Origin of the sequence: Luteimonas sp. MC1895, from assembly GCF_016457215.1 — a bacterium.
GTDB lineage: Bacteria > Pseudomonadota > Gammaproteobacteria > Xanthomonadales > Xanthomonadaceae > Luteimonas.
Map to the genome: position 1 here is coordinate 340,766 of NZ_JAEMDY010000002.1, position 15,477 is coordinate 356,242.

A 15,477-nucleotide genomic window follows, 5' to 3' on the forward strand; every position below is an offset into this window, starting at 1 on the left:
TCGACCAATGGCGAATACCCGGGCGCCAGCCGCGCAGTCAGGCTCGGGACACCGCGCGCTGCGCGGGCATCCTGTGGGAGGGAGCGATGACGACGAAACGACGCAATTCACGGCGACTGCTGGCGATCGCGGTGCTGGTCGCGCTGGCCGCGCCCGGCATGGCCTTCGCGCAGAGCGCGAAGGAACAGGAGCTGGAGGCACGCGTCGCCCAGCTCGAAGCGCAGATCCAGACCCTGCTGCAGGGGCAGCAGCAGCAGCAGGAAAGCATCACGCAGACGCAGAGCCGGCTCGATCAGGTCCAGGTGGCGCAGCCGGCGGTCAAGCCGGTGCAGTCCAAGCCGATCCTGGCCAACCCGGAGGCGGTGTTCACCTACGGTGGCTTCATCAAGTTCGACGCCATGGTCACCGACACCAGCGACGGCGCGATCGCCGAGGGCTCCGCAGGCCGCCTGTTCTACGTGCCGAGCACGATCCCGGTCACCGCCAACGGCGCGGAGCCCGACAGCGACGCGTACACCGATGTCCACGCGGCGTTCTCGCGCTTCTGGTTCGCCGCCGACCACACCACCGAGGGTGGCGACAAGTTCCGCGCCTACATCGAGGCCGACATGTACGGCGGCGGCAGCGCGAACCTCGGCAACGAGGTCAACACCAACACCCACGGCATCACCCTGCGCCAGGCCTTCGTGAGCTGGAACAACTGGCTGGCCGGCCAGACCTGGTCCAACTTCCAGGACGTGGCCGCGCTGCCGGAAGCCGTGGACTTCGTGGGCGTCACCGAAGGCACCACCTTCGTGCGCCAGGCGCAGCTCCGCTACACCAGCGGCCCGTTCTCGGTGGCGCTGGAGAACCCCCACACCACGGTCAGCAGCATCACCAGCGCCGCGCGCAACAACACCGGTGGCAGCGACACCCTGCCCGACCTGACCGCGCGCTACGTGGCCAAGGGCGACTGGGGTCATTTCAGCGCCGCCGGCCTCGTGCGCCAGCTCAAGTCCGGGGACGAGACCGCCACCGGCGCCGCGATCAGCCTGTCCGGCCGGTTCAACATGGGCGCCAACGACGACATCCGCTGGATGGCCAACTACGGCAGCGGCATCGGCCGTTACCTGGGCTTCGGCCTGGGCGCCGACTCGGTGGTCGATGCCAACGGCAACCTGCACGCGCAGGACGGTGCCGGCGGCTTCGTCGCCTGGCGGCATGCGTTCAACGGCCAGCTGCGCAGCAACCTGATGTATTCGGTGGCGGAGTTCGACAACGACCGCAGCCTCACGGGCTGGGGCCCGGGCAGTTTCGCCGCCACCGAACGTGCGCAGTCCTTCCACGCCAACCTGATCTATTCGCCGTTTCCCAAGCTCGACATCGGCGCGGAGATCGGCTGGGGCCAGCGCGAGCTCGAGGACAGCCGCAAGGGTGACCTCAAGCGCATCCAGACCACCGTCAAATACACCTTCTGACCACCGCATAGGGGGCTGAGAAAGACATGTCCGAGAAATCACCACAGAACTACTGGAAGGCAAACCTGCGGATCATCTTCATCTGCATGGGGATCTGGGCGCTGGTGTCGTACGGGTTCGCCATCATCCTGCGCCCGCTGCTCGCGGGCATCCGCATCGGCGGCACCGACCTGGGCTTCTGGTTCGCGCAGCAGGGCTCGATCCTGACCTTCATCGCGCTGATCGCCTACTACACCTGGTACATGAACCGGCTCGATCGCGAGTACGACGTGCACGAAGAAGACTAAGGGACCCATTCCATGGATCAGTTCACTCTCAACCTCATCTTCGTCGGCGGCTCGTTCCTGCTCTACATCATCATCGCGATCTGGGCACGCGCCGGCTCCACGTCCGAGTTCTACGCCGCCGGCCGCAGCGTGCACCCGGTCACCAACGGCATGGCGATCGCCGCGGACTGGATGTCGGCTGCTTCGTTCATCTCGATGGCGGGCCTGATCGCCTTCGTCGGCTATGGCAACTCCGCCTACCTGATGGGCTGGACCGGCGGCTACGTTCTGCTGGCGATGCTGCTGGCACCGTACCTGCGCAAGTTCGGCCGGTTCACCGTGCCCGACTTCATCGGCGACCGGTACTACAGCCGGACCGCGCGACTGGTGGCGGTGGCGGCGCTGCTGATGATCTCGATCACCTACGTGATCGGGCAGATGACCGGCGCTGGCGTTGCGTTCTCGCGCTTCCTCGAGGTCGACACCAACACCGGCCTGCTGATCGCGTCCGCCGTGGTGTTCGTCTACGCGGTGCTGGGCGGCATGAAGGGCATCACCTACACCCAGGTGGCGCAGTACATCGTGCTGATCATCGCCTACACCATCCCGGCGGTGTTCATTTCCCTGCAGCTGACCGGCAATCCGTTGCCGCAGCTGGGCCTGTTCTCCACCCACATCGATTCGGGCATGCCGCTGCTGGCCAGGCTCGACCAGATCCTGGTCGACCTGGGCTTCAATGACTACACCGGGCTGCACGACTCGACGCTCAACATGACGCTGTTCACGCTGTCCCTGATGGTCGGCACCGCGGGCCTGCCGCACGTGATCATCCGCTTCTTCACCGTTCCCAAGGTGTCCGACGCGCGCAAGTCGGCAGGCTGGGCGCTGGTGTTCATCGCCCTGCTGTACACGGTGGCGCCGGCGGTGGGTGCGATGGCGCGCCTCAACATCCTGACCACGATCTATCCCGAAGGCACCCGTGCGCCGGCGTCGCTCACCTACGAGGCACGCCCGGACTGGATGCACAACTGGGAACAGACCGGCCTGCTGGCGTTCGAGGACAAGAACGGCGACGGCATGATCCAGTCGTACAACGAAGGCAGCACCGAGTTCGCGACGGTGGCGGCCGAGCGCGGCTGGCAGGGCAACGAGATGGTCACCTTCAACCAGGACATCCTGGTGCTGGCCAACCCGGAGATCGCGGGCCTGCCAGGGTGGGTGATCGCCCTGATCGCGGCCGGTGGCCTGGCGGCCGCACTGTCGACGGCGGCAGGCCTGCTGCTGGCGATCTCGTCGGCGGTGAGCCATGACCTGATCAAGCGCACGTTCAAGCCCGACATCACCGAGAAGGGGGAACTGCTTGCGGCACGCGTGTCGATGGCGGCGGCGATCGTGGTCGCCACGTGGCTGGGCATGAACCCACCCGGCTTCGCGGCACAGACGGTGGCCTTCGCGTTCGGCCTGGCGGCAAGCTCGCTGTTCCCGGCGATCATGATGGGCATCTTCTCGACGAAGATGAACTCCACCGGTGCGGTCGCGGGCATGTTGGCCGGCCTGGTCTCCACCAGCGTGTACCTGTTCACCTACAAGGGCTGGTTCTTCGTCGCAGGCACCAACATGCTGGCCGATACCCCCGAGAACTGGCTGTTCGGCATCTCGCCGCTGGCCTTCGGCGCGATCGGCGCGCTGATCAACTTCATCGTTGCCTACGTCGTGATGAAGATGACCGCCCCGGTGCCGGAGCACATCCAGCACCTGGTCGAGGACATCCGCGTCCCACGCGGGGCGGGCGAGGCCATCGCGCACTGAGTCCGATGCAGTCGTGACAACGCGGCCCGCTCCCGGCGACGGGGGCGGGCCGCTCTGCTTGGCGGGGCCACGCGCTGCGCCCGGCCCTGACTACAATCGACCTTCTTCCAACCGCCAACGCATCGGGGAGCGTCCATGCTGCTGGAGTTCATCGCCATCATCGCCGCGGGCTTCGGCCTGGCCGGCATCGCGCTTTCCGTCAACATCGCCACGCGCAGGCGCCTGCCGCAGTGGATCGTTCCCGCAGCAGCGGGAGCCGGCATGCTGCTGATGGCGATCTGGCTGGAGTACTCGTGGCTCGAGCGCACCACCGGCACCTTCCCTGAGAGCGTGCAGGTGGCCTCGACCAACCAGGTCCGCTCGTGGTACCGGCCCTGGACCTACGTGGTGCCCCTGACCAACCGCCTGATCGCGGTCGACCACCGCTTCGACCGCCACCATGCGGATGCCCCTGGACAGGTGCTGACGCGCGTCATCCTTGCCGGACGCTGGGAGCCGATGCGGCAGTACGGCGTGGTGTTCGACTGCACGGCGCATCGCCGCGCGGACCTGCTCGACCAGGTCGAGCTCGGTACCGACGGCGGCCTGGAAAATGCCAACTGGCTGCAACTCTCAGCCGACGACCCGGTGCTGCGCAACGCCTGCGGCAACTGACGGCCCGACGCTCTGCCGCCAGCACAGCGCCACGGTCGGAATACGCGAAGGTGGCAGGATGGCCGTGTTGAAGCGCTAGAGCCAGCGCAGCGCCACGATCGCGACCAGCGTCGGGGGCAGCGCCGCGAGCAGCAGTCCGAGCGGATGCACGGTCTGCTCCTTGAAATGCCGGCGCACGATCGACATGCCGGCCGGGTTGGGCGCGTTCGCGATCACCGTCAAGCCGCCACCCGCCACCGCGCCGGCCACCAGCATGTACTTGAATTCATCGCTCAGGCCTTCCACCAGCGACCCGAGGTAGGTCAGCGCGGCGTTGTCGGTGATGGCGGTGAGGGCCGTCGCCCCGAAGAACACCGCGTCCGTGCTCATGTCCATCAGCAGCGGCTGCAGCCACCAGCGCTGCTGGCCACCCAGCACCACCAGGCCGGCGAGGAAGAACGCCACCAACAGGCCTTCGCGCAGGATCAGGCGGTCCTGGAAGCGCTTGTAGGCCGTGGCCACGCCCATGAACAGCAGGAAGATCCCCATGAACATCGCCGGGTGGTGCGCGAACACCACCAGGCCCACGAGGAAGACCACGTGCAGCGCCACGACCCAGGGCGGCATCGCGTCCGGCCGCGTGCCGGCTTCCCCGGTCTTCAGGGTCCCGAGTTCCTTCCGGAACACGAACACCACCAGTGCCGCGTTCACCACCACCGCCAGCGCGGCCTTCCAGCCGAAGTGGGTCAGCATGAAGGCGAGGTCCCAGTTCCACTTGCCCGCCACCATCAATACCGGCGGTGCCGCGAACGGCGTCAGCACGCCGCCGATCGAGATGTTGACGAACAGCGTCCCCAGCAGCGCGTAGCGAGCACGCGTCGAGATGTCCGCCACATAGACGCGACGGGACAGCAGCATCGCCGCCAGCGTCATCGCCGCCGGTTCGGTGATGAACGAACCCAGCAGGGGCACCAGCGCGAGCACGCTGAAGCAGAACTCCAGGCCGTTGCGCCAGGGCAGCAGCCTGGCCAGGCCGTCCACCAGGTGGGTGGCGAGCCAGAGGATCGGCCGCGTGCCCGCGATCACCATGATCGCGAACACGAACATCGGCTCGGTGAAGTTGCGCGACTCCACGTAGGCGGTGGCCTGCGACGGCCCCACGAGCGCCATCATCACCACGATGAAGAGCATGGCCCAGGCGCCGAATACGACCTCCACCTCGGCCAGCAGGTGCCAGATGCCGGAATGCGCGGGCTGGCGATCGGCCAGGCGCTGGAAATACTTCGTGCTGAAGGTGTGGGCCACGGCGAGTGCGAACAGCACGGTGGCCACGAGTTCGATCGGCGTCGCGTTCACGGTCCGTCAGCTCCCCTGGGACGTTCCGACATCCTAGCCATGCCGGCCACCCCGTGCCCCGGCCTGCGACCAAGGTCGCGACCCGTGTGGCGCTAGCGCGGCGGTGCGGCGAGTTCCCTGGCGTCGAGCCAGCCGTCTCCGTTCGCGTCCTGCCTGCCGAACCGTTCGGCAAGGCGGGCGAGGTGGACCGCGCGCGGCAGCGGGGGTCCCTTGCCGCCGGGTTGCTCATGCGCCGCCAGGACGCCATCGCCATCGCGGTCCATGCCGTCGAAGGCATAGCTCATCCACGCCTGGTACTCGCCCAGTGAAACGCGACCGTCTGCGTCGCCGTCCATGCGCGCGAGGTAGTCGGCGGTGGCCATCACCTGGGCCGGCGAAGGCACGGGCAGTGCCGCCACGAGCACGATGCAGCCGGCGAGCACCCGCGCGCGCATGCCTCAGCCGCGCGCGGGCTGCAGCGAGTAACCCTTCAGCCGCGCGGCATAGTCCTGCAGCGCGCGGATGCCGCTGGCCTCGGCCTCGCGGCACCAGGCCTGCAGGTTGGCCAGCGATTCGGCCGCGTCGTGGCTGCGCGTCTCCAGGACCGCCGCCAGGCGCGCGCGGTACTCGACCACGGTGCGGATGCGCGGGCGCTGCTCGACCCAGTCGCGCAGCTGTTCGCGCGCGTCGGGATTGAGCCAGCGGCCGTCGTCGACCAGGCCGCGGCGGAGCTTGCGCGGCAGCAGGGCGCGCAGCCGCGCGCCGGCCGCCGCCGCCTCTTCACGCAGGGCGGGCTTGAGCACGCGCCGCTGGTAGTCGGTCATCGCCTGGAAGCGCAGCGCCAGCAGTGCCTTCAGCGTGTCGCCGTCGGGCACGTGGATGTTCGGACGGACGTCGAGCGACGGCGCCACGCGCAGCACCTTGGCCAGTCCCACGGCCTGCAGGCCCTTGATCACCGCCCAGCCGATGTCGAACTCCCAGCGGCGCAGGGCGAACTTGGCCGAGCTCGGGAAGGCGTGGTGGTTGTTGTGCAGCTCTTCGCCGCCGATCCACACCGCCCAGGGGCTGAGGTTGGTGGCGGTGTCGGTGGTCTCGAAGTTGCGGTAGCCCCACCAGTGGCCCAGGCCATTGACCACGCCCGCGGCCCAGAACGGGATCCACAGCATCTGGATGGCCCAGATCGCCACGCCCCCGGCGCCGAACAGGCTGAAGTTGATCGCCAGCATCAGCACCGGGCCGAGGTTGGCATGCGGGGTGTAGAGCGTGCGCTCGATCCAGTCGTCGGGCGTGCCGCGGCCGTACTGCTCCATGTCGGCGCGGTTGGCGCGGGCTTCGCGGTACAGCTCCGCGCCCTTCCAGAAGACCTCCTTGATGCCCTTGTGCATGGGGCTGTGCGGGTCTTCCTCGGTCTCGCAGCGCGCGTGGTGCTTGCGGTGGATGGCCACCCATTCCTTGGTGATCATCGACGTGGTGAGCCAGCACCAGAAGCGGAAGAAGTGCGACACCACCGGGTGGAAGTCGACGCCGCGATGGGTCTGGCTGCGGTGCAGGTACAGCGTCACGGTGAAGATGGTGAGCTGCGTGACCACCAGCAAATAGGCCAACAGGCCCCAGAAACCGGACTGGACGAGGCCGCCGGCAAGGAAGTCGAGCAGGGAAGCGAGCATGGCGTGGACAGTTGTGCGGGAATTCGACCGTCATCATGGAATGCGCCTGCGTCGATTGCCACCCCGCGCCCGCACATCGCGCGCGGTCGTTCACGAAGGTGTGCGGCTTGCGACCGCGGGCGGCCGCCCCCACGCTCGGCACATGCCCGAACTGCCCGAAGTCGAGACCACCCGCCGCGGCCTGGCGCCCCACCTCGAGGGCGCCCGCGTGGAGCGGGTGCTGCTGCGCCGCCCCGACCTGCGCTGGCCGATCCCGCCCGAGGTCGTCGACCGGCTCCCGGGGCAGCGCATCGACGCCGTGCGCCGCCGCGCCAAGTACCTGCTGCTGGACACCGACGCCGGCAGCGCCCTGCTGCACCTGGGGATGTCGGGCAGCCTGCGCGTGCTGCCGGCCGACGCCCCGCCGCGGCTCCATGACCACGTGGACATCGCGCTGGCGGCCCGCGATGGCGTGGAACGCGTGCTCCGCCTCAACGACCCGAGACGCTTCGGCTGCCTGCTCTGGCAGCCTCCCGGCGAGGACCATCCGCTCCTTGCCGGACTGGGACCCGAGCCGCTGGGCGACACCTTCGACGGCGACCACCTGTTCAGGCTGAGCCGCGGCCGCCGTGGGCCGGTCAAGGCCTTCCTCATGGACCAGCGGGTGGTGGTGGGCGTGGGCAACATCTATGTCGCCGAAGCGCTGTTCGCCGCCGGCGTCTCGCCGCTGCGCGCCGCGGGCAAGGTCTCGCGCGAGCGCTACGCGCGCATCGCCGACGAGATCCGCGCCGTGCTGGCGCGCGCGATCACCCGCGGCGGGACCACCCTGCGCGACTTCCTCGCGCCGGACGGCGCCCCCGGCTACTTCGAACAGGAGCTCTCGGCCTATGGTCGGGGCGGCGAGCCCTGCCCGCGCTGCGGGCGGCCGATGCGCCAGGCGATGGTGGCCCAGCGGGCCACGGTCTGGTGCGGAACCTGCCAGCGCTGAGCGCAGGCGCTATGATCGGCCCTCGAGGGGAGTGCCATGGCCGGAACCGCTGAGATCACCCTGTTGCTGGATGCCGCCCGCGGCGGGGACCGCGGCGCGCTCGACAGCGTGCTGGCCACGCTCTACCAGGAACTGCACAGCATGGCGCGGCGCCAGCTGGCGGGGCAGTACGGCCAGACGCTGGATGCCACCGCGCTGGTGCACGAGGCCTATCTCAAGCTGATCGGCCGGCGCGAGGCCCAGTTCGACGACCGCGCGCACTTCTTCGCCTATGCCGCCTCGGCCATGCGCAGCGTGGTCGTCGACTACGCGCGCCAGCGCATGGCGCAGAAGCGCGGCGGCGACCTGCATCGCGTCACCGACCTGCCCGAGGACATCGAGGGCGGCCTGCGCCTGGACGAGGACATGCTGGCGCTGGACGTCGCGCTCACGCGGCTGGCCGCCGTCGACCAGCGGCTCGCCCGCGTGGTCGAGCTGCGCTACTTCGCCGGCCTGTCCGAGGTCGAGATCGCCGAGCTGCTCGACCGCTCGGAGCGCAGCATCCGCCGTGACTGGCAGAAGGCGCGGCTGTACCTGCTCGCGTCGCTGAAGTCGGACTGACGGGCCGCCGGCCAGCGCGCGGCCATGGATCCGGACCGCTGGCAACGCCTGTCCCCGCTGCTCGACGCCCTGCTCGAGCTCGAGCCCGGCCCGCGCACGCAGCGCCTGGCCGCGCTGAGGAGCGAAGACCCGACGCTCGCCGGTGAGCTGGAAAGCCTGCTCGAACTCGAGGAGGGCCAGGAGGACTTCCTGTCCGAGCCGGTGGTCTCGCAGCTGCCGCTGGCGCGCGCCCACGCGGTCATCGGGCCCTACCGGCTGGAGCGCCTGATCGGCGAGGGCGGCATGGGCCAGGTCTGGCTGGCCAGCCGCGCCGACGGCCTGTACGAGCGCCGGGTGGCGCTGAAGCTGCTGCGCCCGGGCCTGGCCGATCCCAACCTGCGGCTGCGCTTCACCCGCGAACGGCAGATCCTGGCGCGGCTCGAACACGCCCACATCGCCCGCCTGCTCGATGCCGGCATCAGCAGCGACCAGCAGCCCTACCTGGCGTTGGACTACGTCGACGGCGAGCCGATCACCGACTGGTGCCGCCTGCGCGAGCCGACCGTGGAGGCCCGGCTGCGCCTGTTCCTGCAGGTCTGCGAGGCGGTCAGCCACGCGCACGCCAACCTGATCGTGCACCGCGACCTGAAGCCCTCGAACATCCTGGTGACCCCGCTCGACGAGGTGCGCCTGCTCGACTTCGGCATCGCCAAGCTGCTGGACACGCCCGACGTCGGCAGCGAGGGCACCCGCACCGACGTGCGCGCCTTCACCCTTCACTACGCCGCGCCCGAGCAGGTGCGCGGCGAACCGGTCACCACGATGACCGACATCTATTCGCTGGGCGTGGTGCTGTACGAGATGCTGGCCGGCTGCAAGCCCTACCGGCCGCGGCGCCGCAGCGACGCCGAGTGGGAGGAGGCGATCCTCAGCGCCGAACCGATGCGGCCCTCGCTGGCGCTGCAGCGCGGCGACGCGGCGACCGACGAAGCCGGCAGCGGGGCCGCCCCGACGCGGCCCGCGGCGCAGCTGCGGCGCGAGGCCCGCCGGATCGCCGGAGACCTCGACAACATCGTGCTCAAGGCGATGTCCAAGGCCCCCGAGCTGCGCTATTCGTCGGTCGAGGCGCTGTCGCAGGACATCCGCCGCCACCTCGACGGCAAGCCGGTGCGCGCGCGGCCCCAGGCGCTGTCCTACCGCGTGCGCAAGTACGTCGCGCGCCACCGCTGGGCGCTCGGCACCGGGGCGGCGATCGTCGTGGTGCTCGTGGCCGCCCTGGCGATGGTGCTGTGGCAGGCGCAGCAGGCGGTCCAGCAGGCCGCGCGCGCCCGCGCGCTGCAGAACTTCATGGTCGGCCTGTTCGAGAACGCGGGCAGCACGCCCGGCGGCGCGCCGCTCGACATCCGCCGCCTGCTCGAGGAAGGCGTGCGCCGCGGCGAACTGGAACTCGCCCAGCAGCCGGTGGCGCTGGCCGAACTGCTGGGCGTGATCGCGCGCCTGCGCGCCGGGCTCGGCGACTACGCCCAGGCCCTGGCCCTGCAGCAGCGCCAGGGCACGGTGATCGCCGGCATCGAATCGCCGCCGCCCGGGCTGCGCCTGCAGGCGGCGACCGACATCGGCCGCACCCGCCGCCTGCTCGGACAGGCCGGGGCCTGCAGCGCGGCAATGCAGCCGCTGCTGCCGCTGGCGCTGCGCGAACAGGAGCGCCTTCCGGCGGTGGTCGCGGACTTCCATGGGCAGCTGGCCCGCTGCCAGCGCGACGAGGGCGGGTTCGATGCCGCGCGCGCGGGTTTCCAGCGTGCGCTGGCGATCCGCCGCTCGATCCCCCAGCACGAGGCCGACGTGGTCGAAAGCCTGGTCGACCTGGCCGTGCTGCGCGCGGCCACCGGCGACAGCGTGCTCGCCCTGCGCGAGCAGCACGTCGCCCTGGGCCTGCTGCGCCGGAACGTCGGCGCGCGGCACCCGCTGGCGATCGACATCCTGCGCGCCACCTGCTCGCTGCACCGCGAGCTCGGCGACCTGCGCGCCGCCGAGGCCGACTGCCGCGAAGCGCTCGACCTCGCGCTCGAGATCCGCGGCGCCCAGCACCACGCCACCGTCGACGTGCGCCGCCAGCTGGCCGCGCTGCTGGTCGACGACGGACGCCTGGGCGAAGCCGAGGTGGTCTTCCGCGACGCCCACGCCTGGCTGCTGGCCCGCCTGGGCAGCCGGCACAGCGACGTCGCCCGCAACGCCAACAGCCTGGCGATCGTGGCCTGGGAGCGCGGCGATTTCGACGGCGCGCTCTCGGGCCTGCGCGAGGCCAATGCGATCTGGCGCGAGCGCGGCGCCGCCACCCTGCTCGCCGCCGGGCTGTTCAACGAGGCCATGGTCCTGCACGAGCTCGGCGACCAGGCGCGCGCCGCCACGCTGCTGCAGGAATCGCTGCGCCTGCGCGCCGAACACTTCGGGCGCGACCACGGCCTGGTCGGCGCGACCTTGCGCCTGCTGGGCGAGGTCGAAGCCGCGCGCGGGCGCGACGACGCGGCCCTGGCCGCGCTGCGCCGGGCGGTGGCGCTGACCAGCGCGTCCTACGGCGCGACCCACCCGGTGAGCCGGCGGGCGGAACTCGCGCTGGCCCAGCTGGAAGCGCGGCTCGGCACCGAGGGCGCGCTGGCCCGCCTGGACCAGCTCGCCGGCCTGGGCGAAGCCGATGCCGAACTGCGCAAGGTGGCCTGGCTGGCGCGCGCCAGCGCCGCCGCGCTGCGCTGCGACGGCCCGCGGCGCGCGGAGTCGATGGCCATCTTCACCGGCCTCGGCCAGCAGGTGCGGATGGCGCGGCCCGAAGGCGGCTCGGTCGTGCGCGAGGTGGAGCGGTGGCAGCGGCGCTGCGACGCGCCTCTGTAGGAGCGGCTTCAGCCCAGCGGCAGTTGCTGCTGCGCGGGGTCGATCCGGCCCTCGCCGCGCACGATGCGCTTGAACTCGGCGCGGCTGACCGAGACATAGCGCTCGTTGCCGCCGATCTCCACCTGCGGACCGTCCTGCACCGCGTGGCCCTGGTCATCGACGCGCACGGTCATGATCGCCTTGCTGCCGCTGTGGCAGATGGTCTTGATCTCCTGGATCTCGTCGGCCCAGGCCAGCAGGTAGCGGCTGCCCTCGAACAGCTCGCCGCGGAAGTCTGTGCGCAGCCCGTAGCAGAGCGCCGGCACGCCGAACGCGTCCACCACCTCGGACAGCTGCCAGACCTGCGGGCGCGACAGGAACTGCGCCTCGTCGACGAGCACGCAGTGCAGGCGGCCACGGGCGTCGATGTCCTCGCGCACCATCGCCTGCAGGTCGTCGCCCGGCCCGAAGGTGCGGGCCTCGGCCTGCAGCCCGATCCGCGAGGCGACCGTCCCGCGGCCAGCGCGATCGTCCAGGGCCGGCGCCAGGATCAGCACGCGCATCCCGCGCTCGCGGTAGTTGTGCGCGGACTGCAGCAGGGTGGTGGTCTTCCCCGCATTCATCGCCGAGTAGTAGAAGTAGAGCTTGGCCATGGGCGAAGTTTAAGACCGGCGCGGGTGGGACGGGACCCCGGCCCGGGGCCGCCGCGGCCGATAGAATGGCCGGCCAGCGATTCCCTCCGGCACGATGTCCCTCAATCCCCAGCAACAGGCCGCGGTCGCGCACTGCGAAGGTCCCCTGCTCGTCCTCGCCGGCGCCGGCAGCGGCAAGACCCGCGTGATCGTCGAGAAGATGGCGCACCTGATCGGCTCCGGGCGCTACCCGGCCAAGCGGATCGCCGCGATTACCTTCACCAACAAGTCGGCGAAGGAAATGCGCGAGCGTGTCGCCAAGCGCATCCGAGGCGACGCCGCCGAAGGCCTGACCGTCTCGACCTTCCACGCGCTCGGCCTGCGCATGCTGCAGATCGAGCACGAGCGCGCGGGCCTGCGGCGCGGCTTCTCGATCTTCGATTCCGACGATTCGATGGCCCAGTTCAAGGACCTGATGCCCGGTGCCAAGCCTGACGCCGTGCAGGCGATGCAGGGCCTGGTGTCGCGGGCGAAGAACCAGGGGCTGTCGCCGGAGCAGGCGCGCGCGCTGGCGCGCTCCACGCCCGAGCACGAGGCGGCAATGGTGTACGAGCTCTACCAGGCCCGCCTGGCCGCGTTCAACGCGGTGGATTTCGACGACCTGATCCGGCTGCCGGTGGAGCTGCTGGAAACCCACGAGGACTGCGCGCTGGGCTGGCGCGAGCGCATCGGCTACCTGCTGGTCGACGAGTGCCAGGACACCAATGACGCCCAGTACCGGCTGCTCAAGGCGCTGGCCGGCGACAAGGGCAACTTCACCTGCGTGGGCGACGACGACCAGTCGATCTATGCCTGGCGCGGCGCCAATCCCGAGAACCTGTCGCAGATGGCGCGCGACTATCCGGCGCTGCGGGTGGTGAAGCTCGAGCAGAACTACCGCTGCTCCAACCGCGTGCTGCGCGCGGCCAACACGCTGATCGCCAACAACCCGCACGAGCACCTGAAGACCCTGTGGAGCGCGCAGGCCGACGGCGAGCGCATCCGCATCTGGGAGTGCCGCGACGCGGCGCACGAGGCCGAGCGGGTGGCCGCCGAGATCCAGTTCGTCAACGCCGCGCGCAAGGTCGAGTGGAGCGAGTTCTGCATTCTGTTCCGCAGCAACTACCAGTCGCGCGCGCTGGAGAAGGCGCTGCAGATGCTGCGCGTGCCCTACCACCTGTCCGGCGGCACCGCCTTCCTGGACCGCGGCGAGGTCAAGGACGCGCTGGCCTGGCTGCGCATGCTGGCCAACCCGGACGACGACGCGGCCTTCCTGCGCGCGGTGCAGGCGCCCGGCCGCGGCGTGGGCCAGACCACGCTGGCGAAGCTGGCGGAACTCTCGCGCAACGCGGGCATGCCGATGTCGCGGGCGATCGAGTCGGTCGGCCTGCTCAAGCAGCTGGCGCCGCGTGCGGCATCGTCGCTGTCGGCCTTCGCCGACCTGGTCCGCGGACTGCGCGCGGAGGCGTTCCGCCTGTCGCCCGCGGAGCTGGTACGCGTGCTCAACGAGCGCTCCGGCCTGCTCGCGGCGCTGCGCGCGCAGTGCAAGACCGAGGAGATGTTCCGCATCCGCCGCGGCAACCTCGACGAGCTCGCCGACTGGTTCGATGGCGCCCGCGGCGGCGCCGGCCCCGGCGAGCTGGCCGCGTCGCTGGCGCTGCTGAGCCACGCCGACAAGGGCGAGCCGGGCAACCAGGTGCGGCTGATGAGCCTGCACGCGGCCAAGGGCCTGGAGTTCCGCTACGTCTTCATCATCGGCGTGGACGACGACACCCTTCCGCACGAGGCCAGCGTCGAGGAGGGCCGCATCGACGAGGAGCGGCGCCTGCTCTACGTCGGCATCACCCGTGCCAAGGAGCAACTGTGGCTGTCCTACCCGCGCGAATCGCAGCGCTGGGGCGAGCGTCTGAAGCTGGTGCCGAGCCGCTTCCTCGCCGAGCTGCCCGCCGCCGAGCTGCAGCGCGACGGCGCCGACCCGGTGGCGGACGCCGCGCGCAAGAAGGAGCGCGCCGACGTCGGCTTCGCGGCGATCCGGGCGATGCTCGAGGGCTGACCGCCGCGCCCGCCGCTGCCCTCCGCGCCCCTGTAGGAGCAGCTATGGCTGCGATGCGGTTCCCTGCGAGCGATCGCGCTGGTCTTGGCACCACGATCGCAGCTATAGCTGCTCCTACAGGGGCGGTGGCGGCCAGGGGCGTGGCGGGCCGGGACTCCTGGGCGCTCGGATAGACTTGGGACCGTTTCCGCACACGGTGTCCGCCATGCGCCTGCAGTCGTCCCAGAACTCCCTCCGTGCCGCCACGCTGCTGGCCGCGGCCCTGGCGCTGGCCGGCTGCCGCAGCCTGCCGGTCGACGGCACCACCCCCGCGCCCCACGCCGGGGCAGCGTCCTCCGCCGCCGTCCCGGCCGACGACAACCTCAACGCGGTGCTCTGGGTGCAGCGCTCGGTGGAATACCGCGCGCTTTCGGAGTCGGTGTTCCGCGCCGCCACCGAGCGCCTCGACGCGGCCCTGGCCGACCGCTCCTGGGACGCCCTTGTCGCCGCCGAGCGCAGCGCCGCCGGCGACGCCTCGAACCTGCCGCCGGCGGTGATCCTCGACATCGACGAGACCGTGCTCGACAACTCCGCCTACCAGGCGCGCCTGGTCGTCGACGGCCAGGAGTTCTCGGATCCCGCGTGGGACGCCTGGGTCGAGGAGCGCAAGGCGATCCCGGTTCCCGGCGCCCTCGACTTCACCCGCGCGGCGGCGGCCAAGGGCATCACCGTGTTCTACATCTCCAACCGCAGCGCGGCGCTGACCGGAGCGACGCTGGACAACCTGCGCAGCCAGGGCCTGCCGGTCCAGCATGGAGAGGTGTTCCTCGGCCTGGGCCTGGACGTGCCCGGCTGCGAGCAGGCGGGATCTGGCAAGACCTGTCGCCGGCAGCTGGTGGGGCGCACGCACCGTGTGCTCATGCAGTTCGGCGACCAGCTGGGCGACTTCGTCCAGGCGGGCGCGAACACGCCGGCGCAGCACGCCGCCCTGCATGCCGACCATCGCGACTGGTTTGGCGCGCGCTGGTGGGTGCTGCCGAACCCGACCTATGGCAGCTGGGAATCCGCGGCGTTCGACAATGCGCGGTCGCTTCCCCGGGACTCCCGGCGCGCGCGGAAGCGTGAAGCCCTGCGCACTGATCGCTAGTCAATTCAATCAGATAGACGCGTACTCCTCAGGTATTGCATAAGGATTC

Annotated in this window: 13 protein-coding genes; 9 read left to right on the top strand and 4 right to left on the bottom strand. The window is 70.5% G+C overall.

Features of this window, described 5'->3' with window-relative positions; all coding sequences use genetic code 11:
* Positions 1-86: 86 nt before the first annotated feature.
* From JG616_RS07170 to JG616_RS07185, 4 genes are all read left to right on the top strand, one after another.
* Entirely contained in the window at positions 87-1,457 is a 1,371-nt protein-coding gene (locus JG616_RS07170; RefSeq protein WP_199362511.1) for a DcaP family trimeric outer membrane transporter, read from the top strand.
* Between the two features lie 26 nt (positions 1,458-1,483).
* Positions 1,484-1,744, top strand: a complete 261-nt coding sequence (locus JG616_RS07175; RefSeq protein WP_199362512.1) for a DUF4212 domain-containing protein — start codon at positions 1,484-1,486, stop codon at positions 1,742-1,744.
* Positions 1,745-1,756: 12 nt separating this feature from the next.
* Positions 1,757-3,532: a sodium:solute symporter family protein gene (locus JG616_RS07180; protein ID WP_199392147.1), complete on the top strand. Its 1,776-nt coding sequence runs from the start codon at positions 1,757-1,759 to the stop codon at positions 3,530-3,532.
* A 135-nt stretch (positions 3,533-3,667) separates the two neighbouring features.
* Positions 3,668-4,186 (top strand): hypothetical protein, encoded by a 519-nt coding sequence (locus JG616_RS07185; protein ID WP_199392148.1) that lies wholly within the window; start codon positions 3,668-3,670, stop codon positions 4,184-4,186.
* Between the two features lie 75 nt (positions 4,187-4,261).
* On the opposite strand, the gene JG616_RS07190 is transcribed toward JG616_RS07185, so the two are convergent.
* The 3 genes from JG616_RS07190 to JG616_RS07200 form a co-directional block, all read right to left on the bottom strand.
* On the bottom strand, positions 4,262-5,521 hold the full coding sequence (locus JG616_RS07190) for a putative Na+/H+ antiporter (RefSeq protein ID WP_199362515.1): 1,260 nt from the start codon (positions 5,519-5,521) through the stop codon (positions 4,262-4,264).
* A 92-nt stretch (positions 5,522-5,613) separates the two neighbouring features.
* Positions 5,614-5,955 (bottom strand): hypothetical protein, encoded by a 342-nt coding sequence (locus JG616_RS07195; protein WP_199392149.1) that lies wholly within the window; start codon positions 5,953-5,955, stop codon positions 5,614-5,616.
* Between the two features lie 3 nt (positions 5,956-5,958).
* On the bottom strand, positions 5,959-7,167 hold the full coding sequence (locus JG616_RS07200; RefSeq protein WP_199392150.1) for a fatty acid desaturase: 1,209 nt from the start codon (positions 7,165-7,167) through the stop codon (positions 5,959-5,961).
* Positions 7,168-7,309: 142 nt separating this feature from the next.
* On the opposite strand from JG616_RS07200, the gene mutM reads away from it, so the two are divergent.
* Genes mutM through JG616_RS07215 form a run of 3 tightly spaced genes read left to right on the top strand, consistent with a single transcriptional unit; the run spans position 7,310 to position 11,599 of the window.
* A complete protein-coding gene (mutM, locus tag JG616_RS07205; RefSeq protein ID WP_199362518.1) occupies positions 7,310-8,134 on the top strand; it encodes a bifunctional DNA-formamidopyrimidine glycosylase/DNA-(apurinic or apyrimidinic site) lyase in 825 nt (274 codons plus the stop codon).
* A gap of 36 nt (positions 8,135-8,170) precedes the next feature.
* Complete coding sequence (locus JG616_RS07210; RefSeq protein ID WP_199362519.1) at positions 8,171-8,734, top strand: ECF-type sigma factor; 564 nt, start codon at positions 8,171-8,173, stop codon at positions 8,732-8,734.
* A gap of 24 nt (positions 8,735-8,758) precedes the next feature.
* Positions 8,759-11,599 (top strand): serine/threonine-protein kinase, encoded by a 2,841-nt coding sequence (locus tag JG616_RS07215; protein WP_199362520.1) that lies wholly within the window; start codon positions 8,759-8,761, stop codon positions 11,597-11,599.
* Positions 11,600-11,607: 8 nt separating this feature from the next.
* On the opposite strand, the gene JG616_RS07220 is transcribed toward JG616_RS07215, so the two are convergent.
* Positions 11,608-12,231 carry a thymidine kinase gene (locus tag JG616_RS07220; RefSeq protein WP_199362521.1) on the bottom strand — a complete coding sequence of 208 codons (624 nt, stop codon included), beginning with the start codon at positions 12,229-12,231 and terminating at the stop codon, positions 11,608-11,610.
* 94 nt (positions 12,232-12,325) lie between these two features.
* Here JG616_RS07220 and JG616_RS07225 point away from each other — a divergent pair, with 94 nt between their 5' ends.
* The gene (locus JG616_RS07225; RefSeq protein ID WP_199392151.1) at positions 12,326-14,302 is read left to right on the top strand and encodes a UvrD-helicase domain-containing protein; all 1,977 of its coding nucleotides are present in this window, start codon (positions 12,326-12,328) and stop codon (positions 14,300-14,302) included.
* Between the two features lie 205 nt (positions 14,303-14,507).
* Positions 14,508-15,428, top strand: a complete 921-nt coding sequence (locus JG616_RS07230) for a 5'-nucleotidase, lipoprotein e(P4) family (RefSeq protein WP_199392152.1) — start codon at positions 14,508-14,510, stop codon at positions 15,426-15,428.
* The last annotated feature ends 49 nt before the right edge of the window (positions 15,429-15,477 follow it).

What these genes read in the sequence shown, in the direction of transcription:
- JG616_RS07225 (WP_199392151.1), top strand. Translation starts at nt 12,326, where the DNA reads ATGTCCCTCAATCCCCAGCAACAGGCCGCGGTCGCGCACTGCGAAGGT.
- JG616_RS07175 (WP_199362512.1), top strand. Translation starts at nt 1,484, where the DNA reads ATGTCCGAGAAATCACCACAGAACTACTGGAAGGCAAACCTGCGGATC.
- mutM (WP_199362518.1), top strand. Translation starts at nt 7,310, where the DNA reads ATGCCCGAACTGCCCGAAGTCGAGACCACCCGCCGCGGCCTGGCGCCC.
- JG616_RS07210 (WP_199362519.1), top strand. Translation starts at nt 8,171, where the DNA reads ATGGCCGGAACCGCTGAGATCACCCTGTTGCTGGATGCCGCCCGCGGC.
- JG616_RS07180 (WP_199392147.1), top strand. Translation starts at nt 1,757, where the DNA reads ATGGATCAGTTCACTCTCAACCTCATCTTCGTCGGCGGCTCGTTCCTG.
- JG616_RS07185 (WP_199392148.1), top strand. Translation starts at nt 3,668, where the DNA reads ATGCTGCTGGAGTTCATCGCCATCATCGCCGCGGGCTTCGGCCTGGCC.
- JG616_RS07170 (WP_199362511.1), top strand. Translation starts at nt 87, where the DNA reads ATGACGACGAAACGACGCAATTCACGGCGACTGCTGGCGATCGCGGTG.
- JG616_RS07215 (WP_199362520.1), top strand. Translation starts at nt 8,759, where the DNA reads ATGGATCCGGACCGCTGGCAACGCCTGTCCCCGCTGCTCGACGCCCTG.
- JG616_RS07195 (WP_199392149.1), bottom strand. Translation starts at nt 5,955, where the DNA reads ATGCGCGCGCGGGTGCTCGCCGGCTGCATCGTGCTCGTGGCGGCACTG.
- JG616_RS07230 (WP_199392152.1), top strand. Translation starts at nt 14,508, where the DNA reads ATGCGCCTGCAGTCGTCCCAGAACTCCCTCCGTGCCGCCACGCTGCTG.
- JG616_RS07220 (WP_199362521.1), bottom strand. Translation starts at nt 12,231, where the DNA reads ATGGCCAAGCTCTACTTCTACTACTCGGCGATGAATGCGGGGAAGACC.
- JG616_RS07200 (WP_199392150.1), bottom strand. Translation starts at nt 7,167, where the DNA reads ATGCTCGCTTCCCTGCTCGACTTCCTTGCCGGCGGCCTCGTCCAGTCC.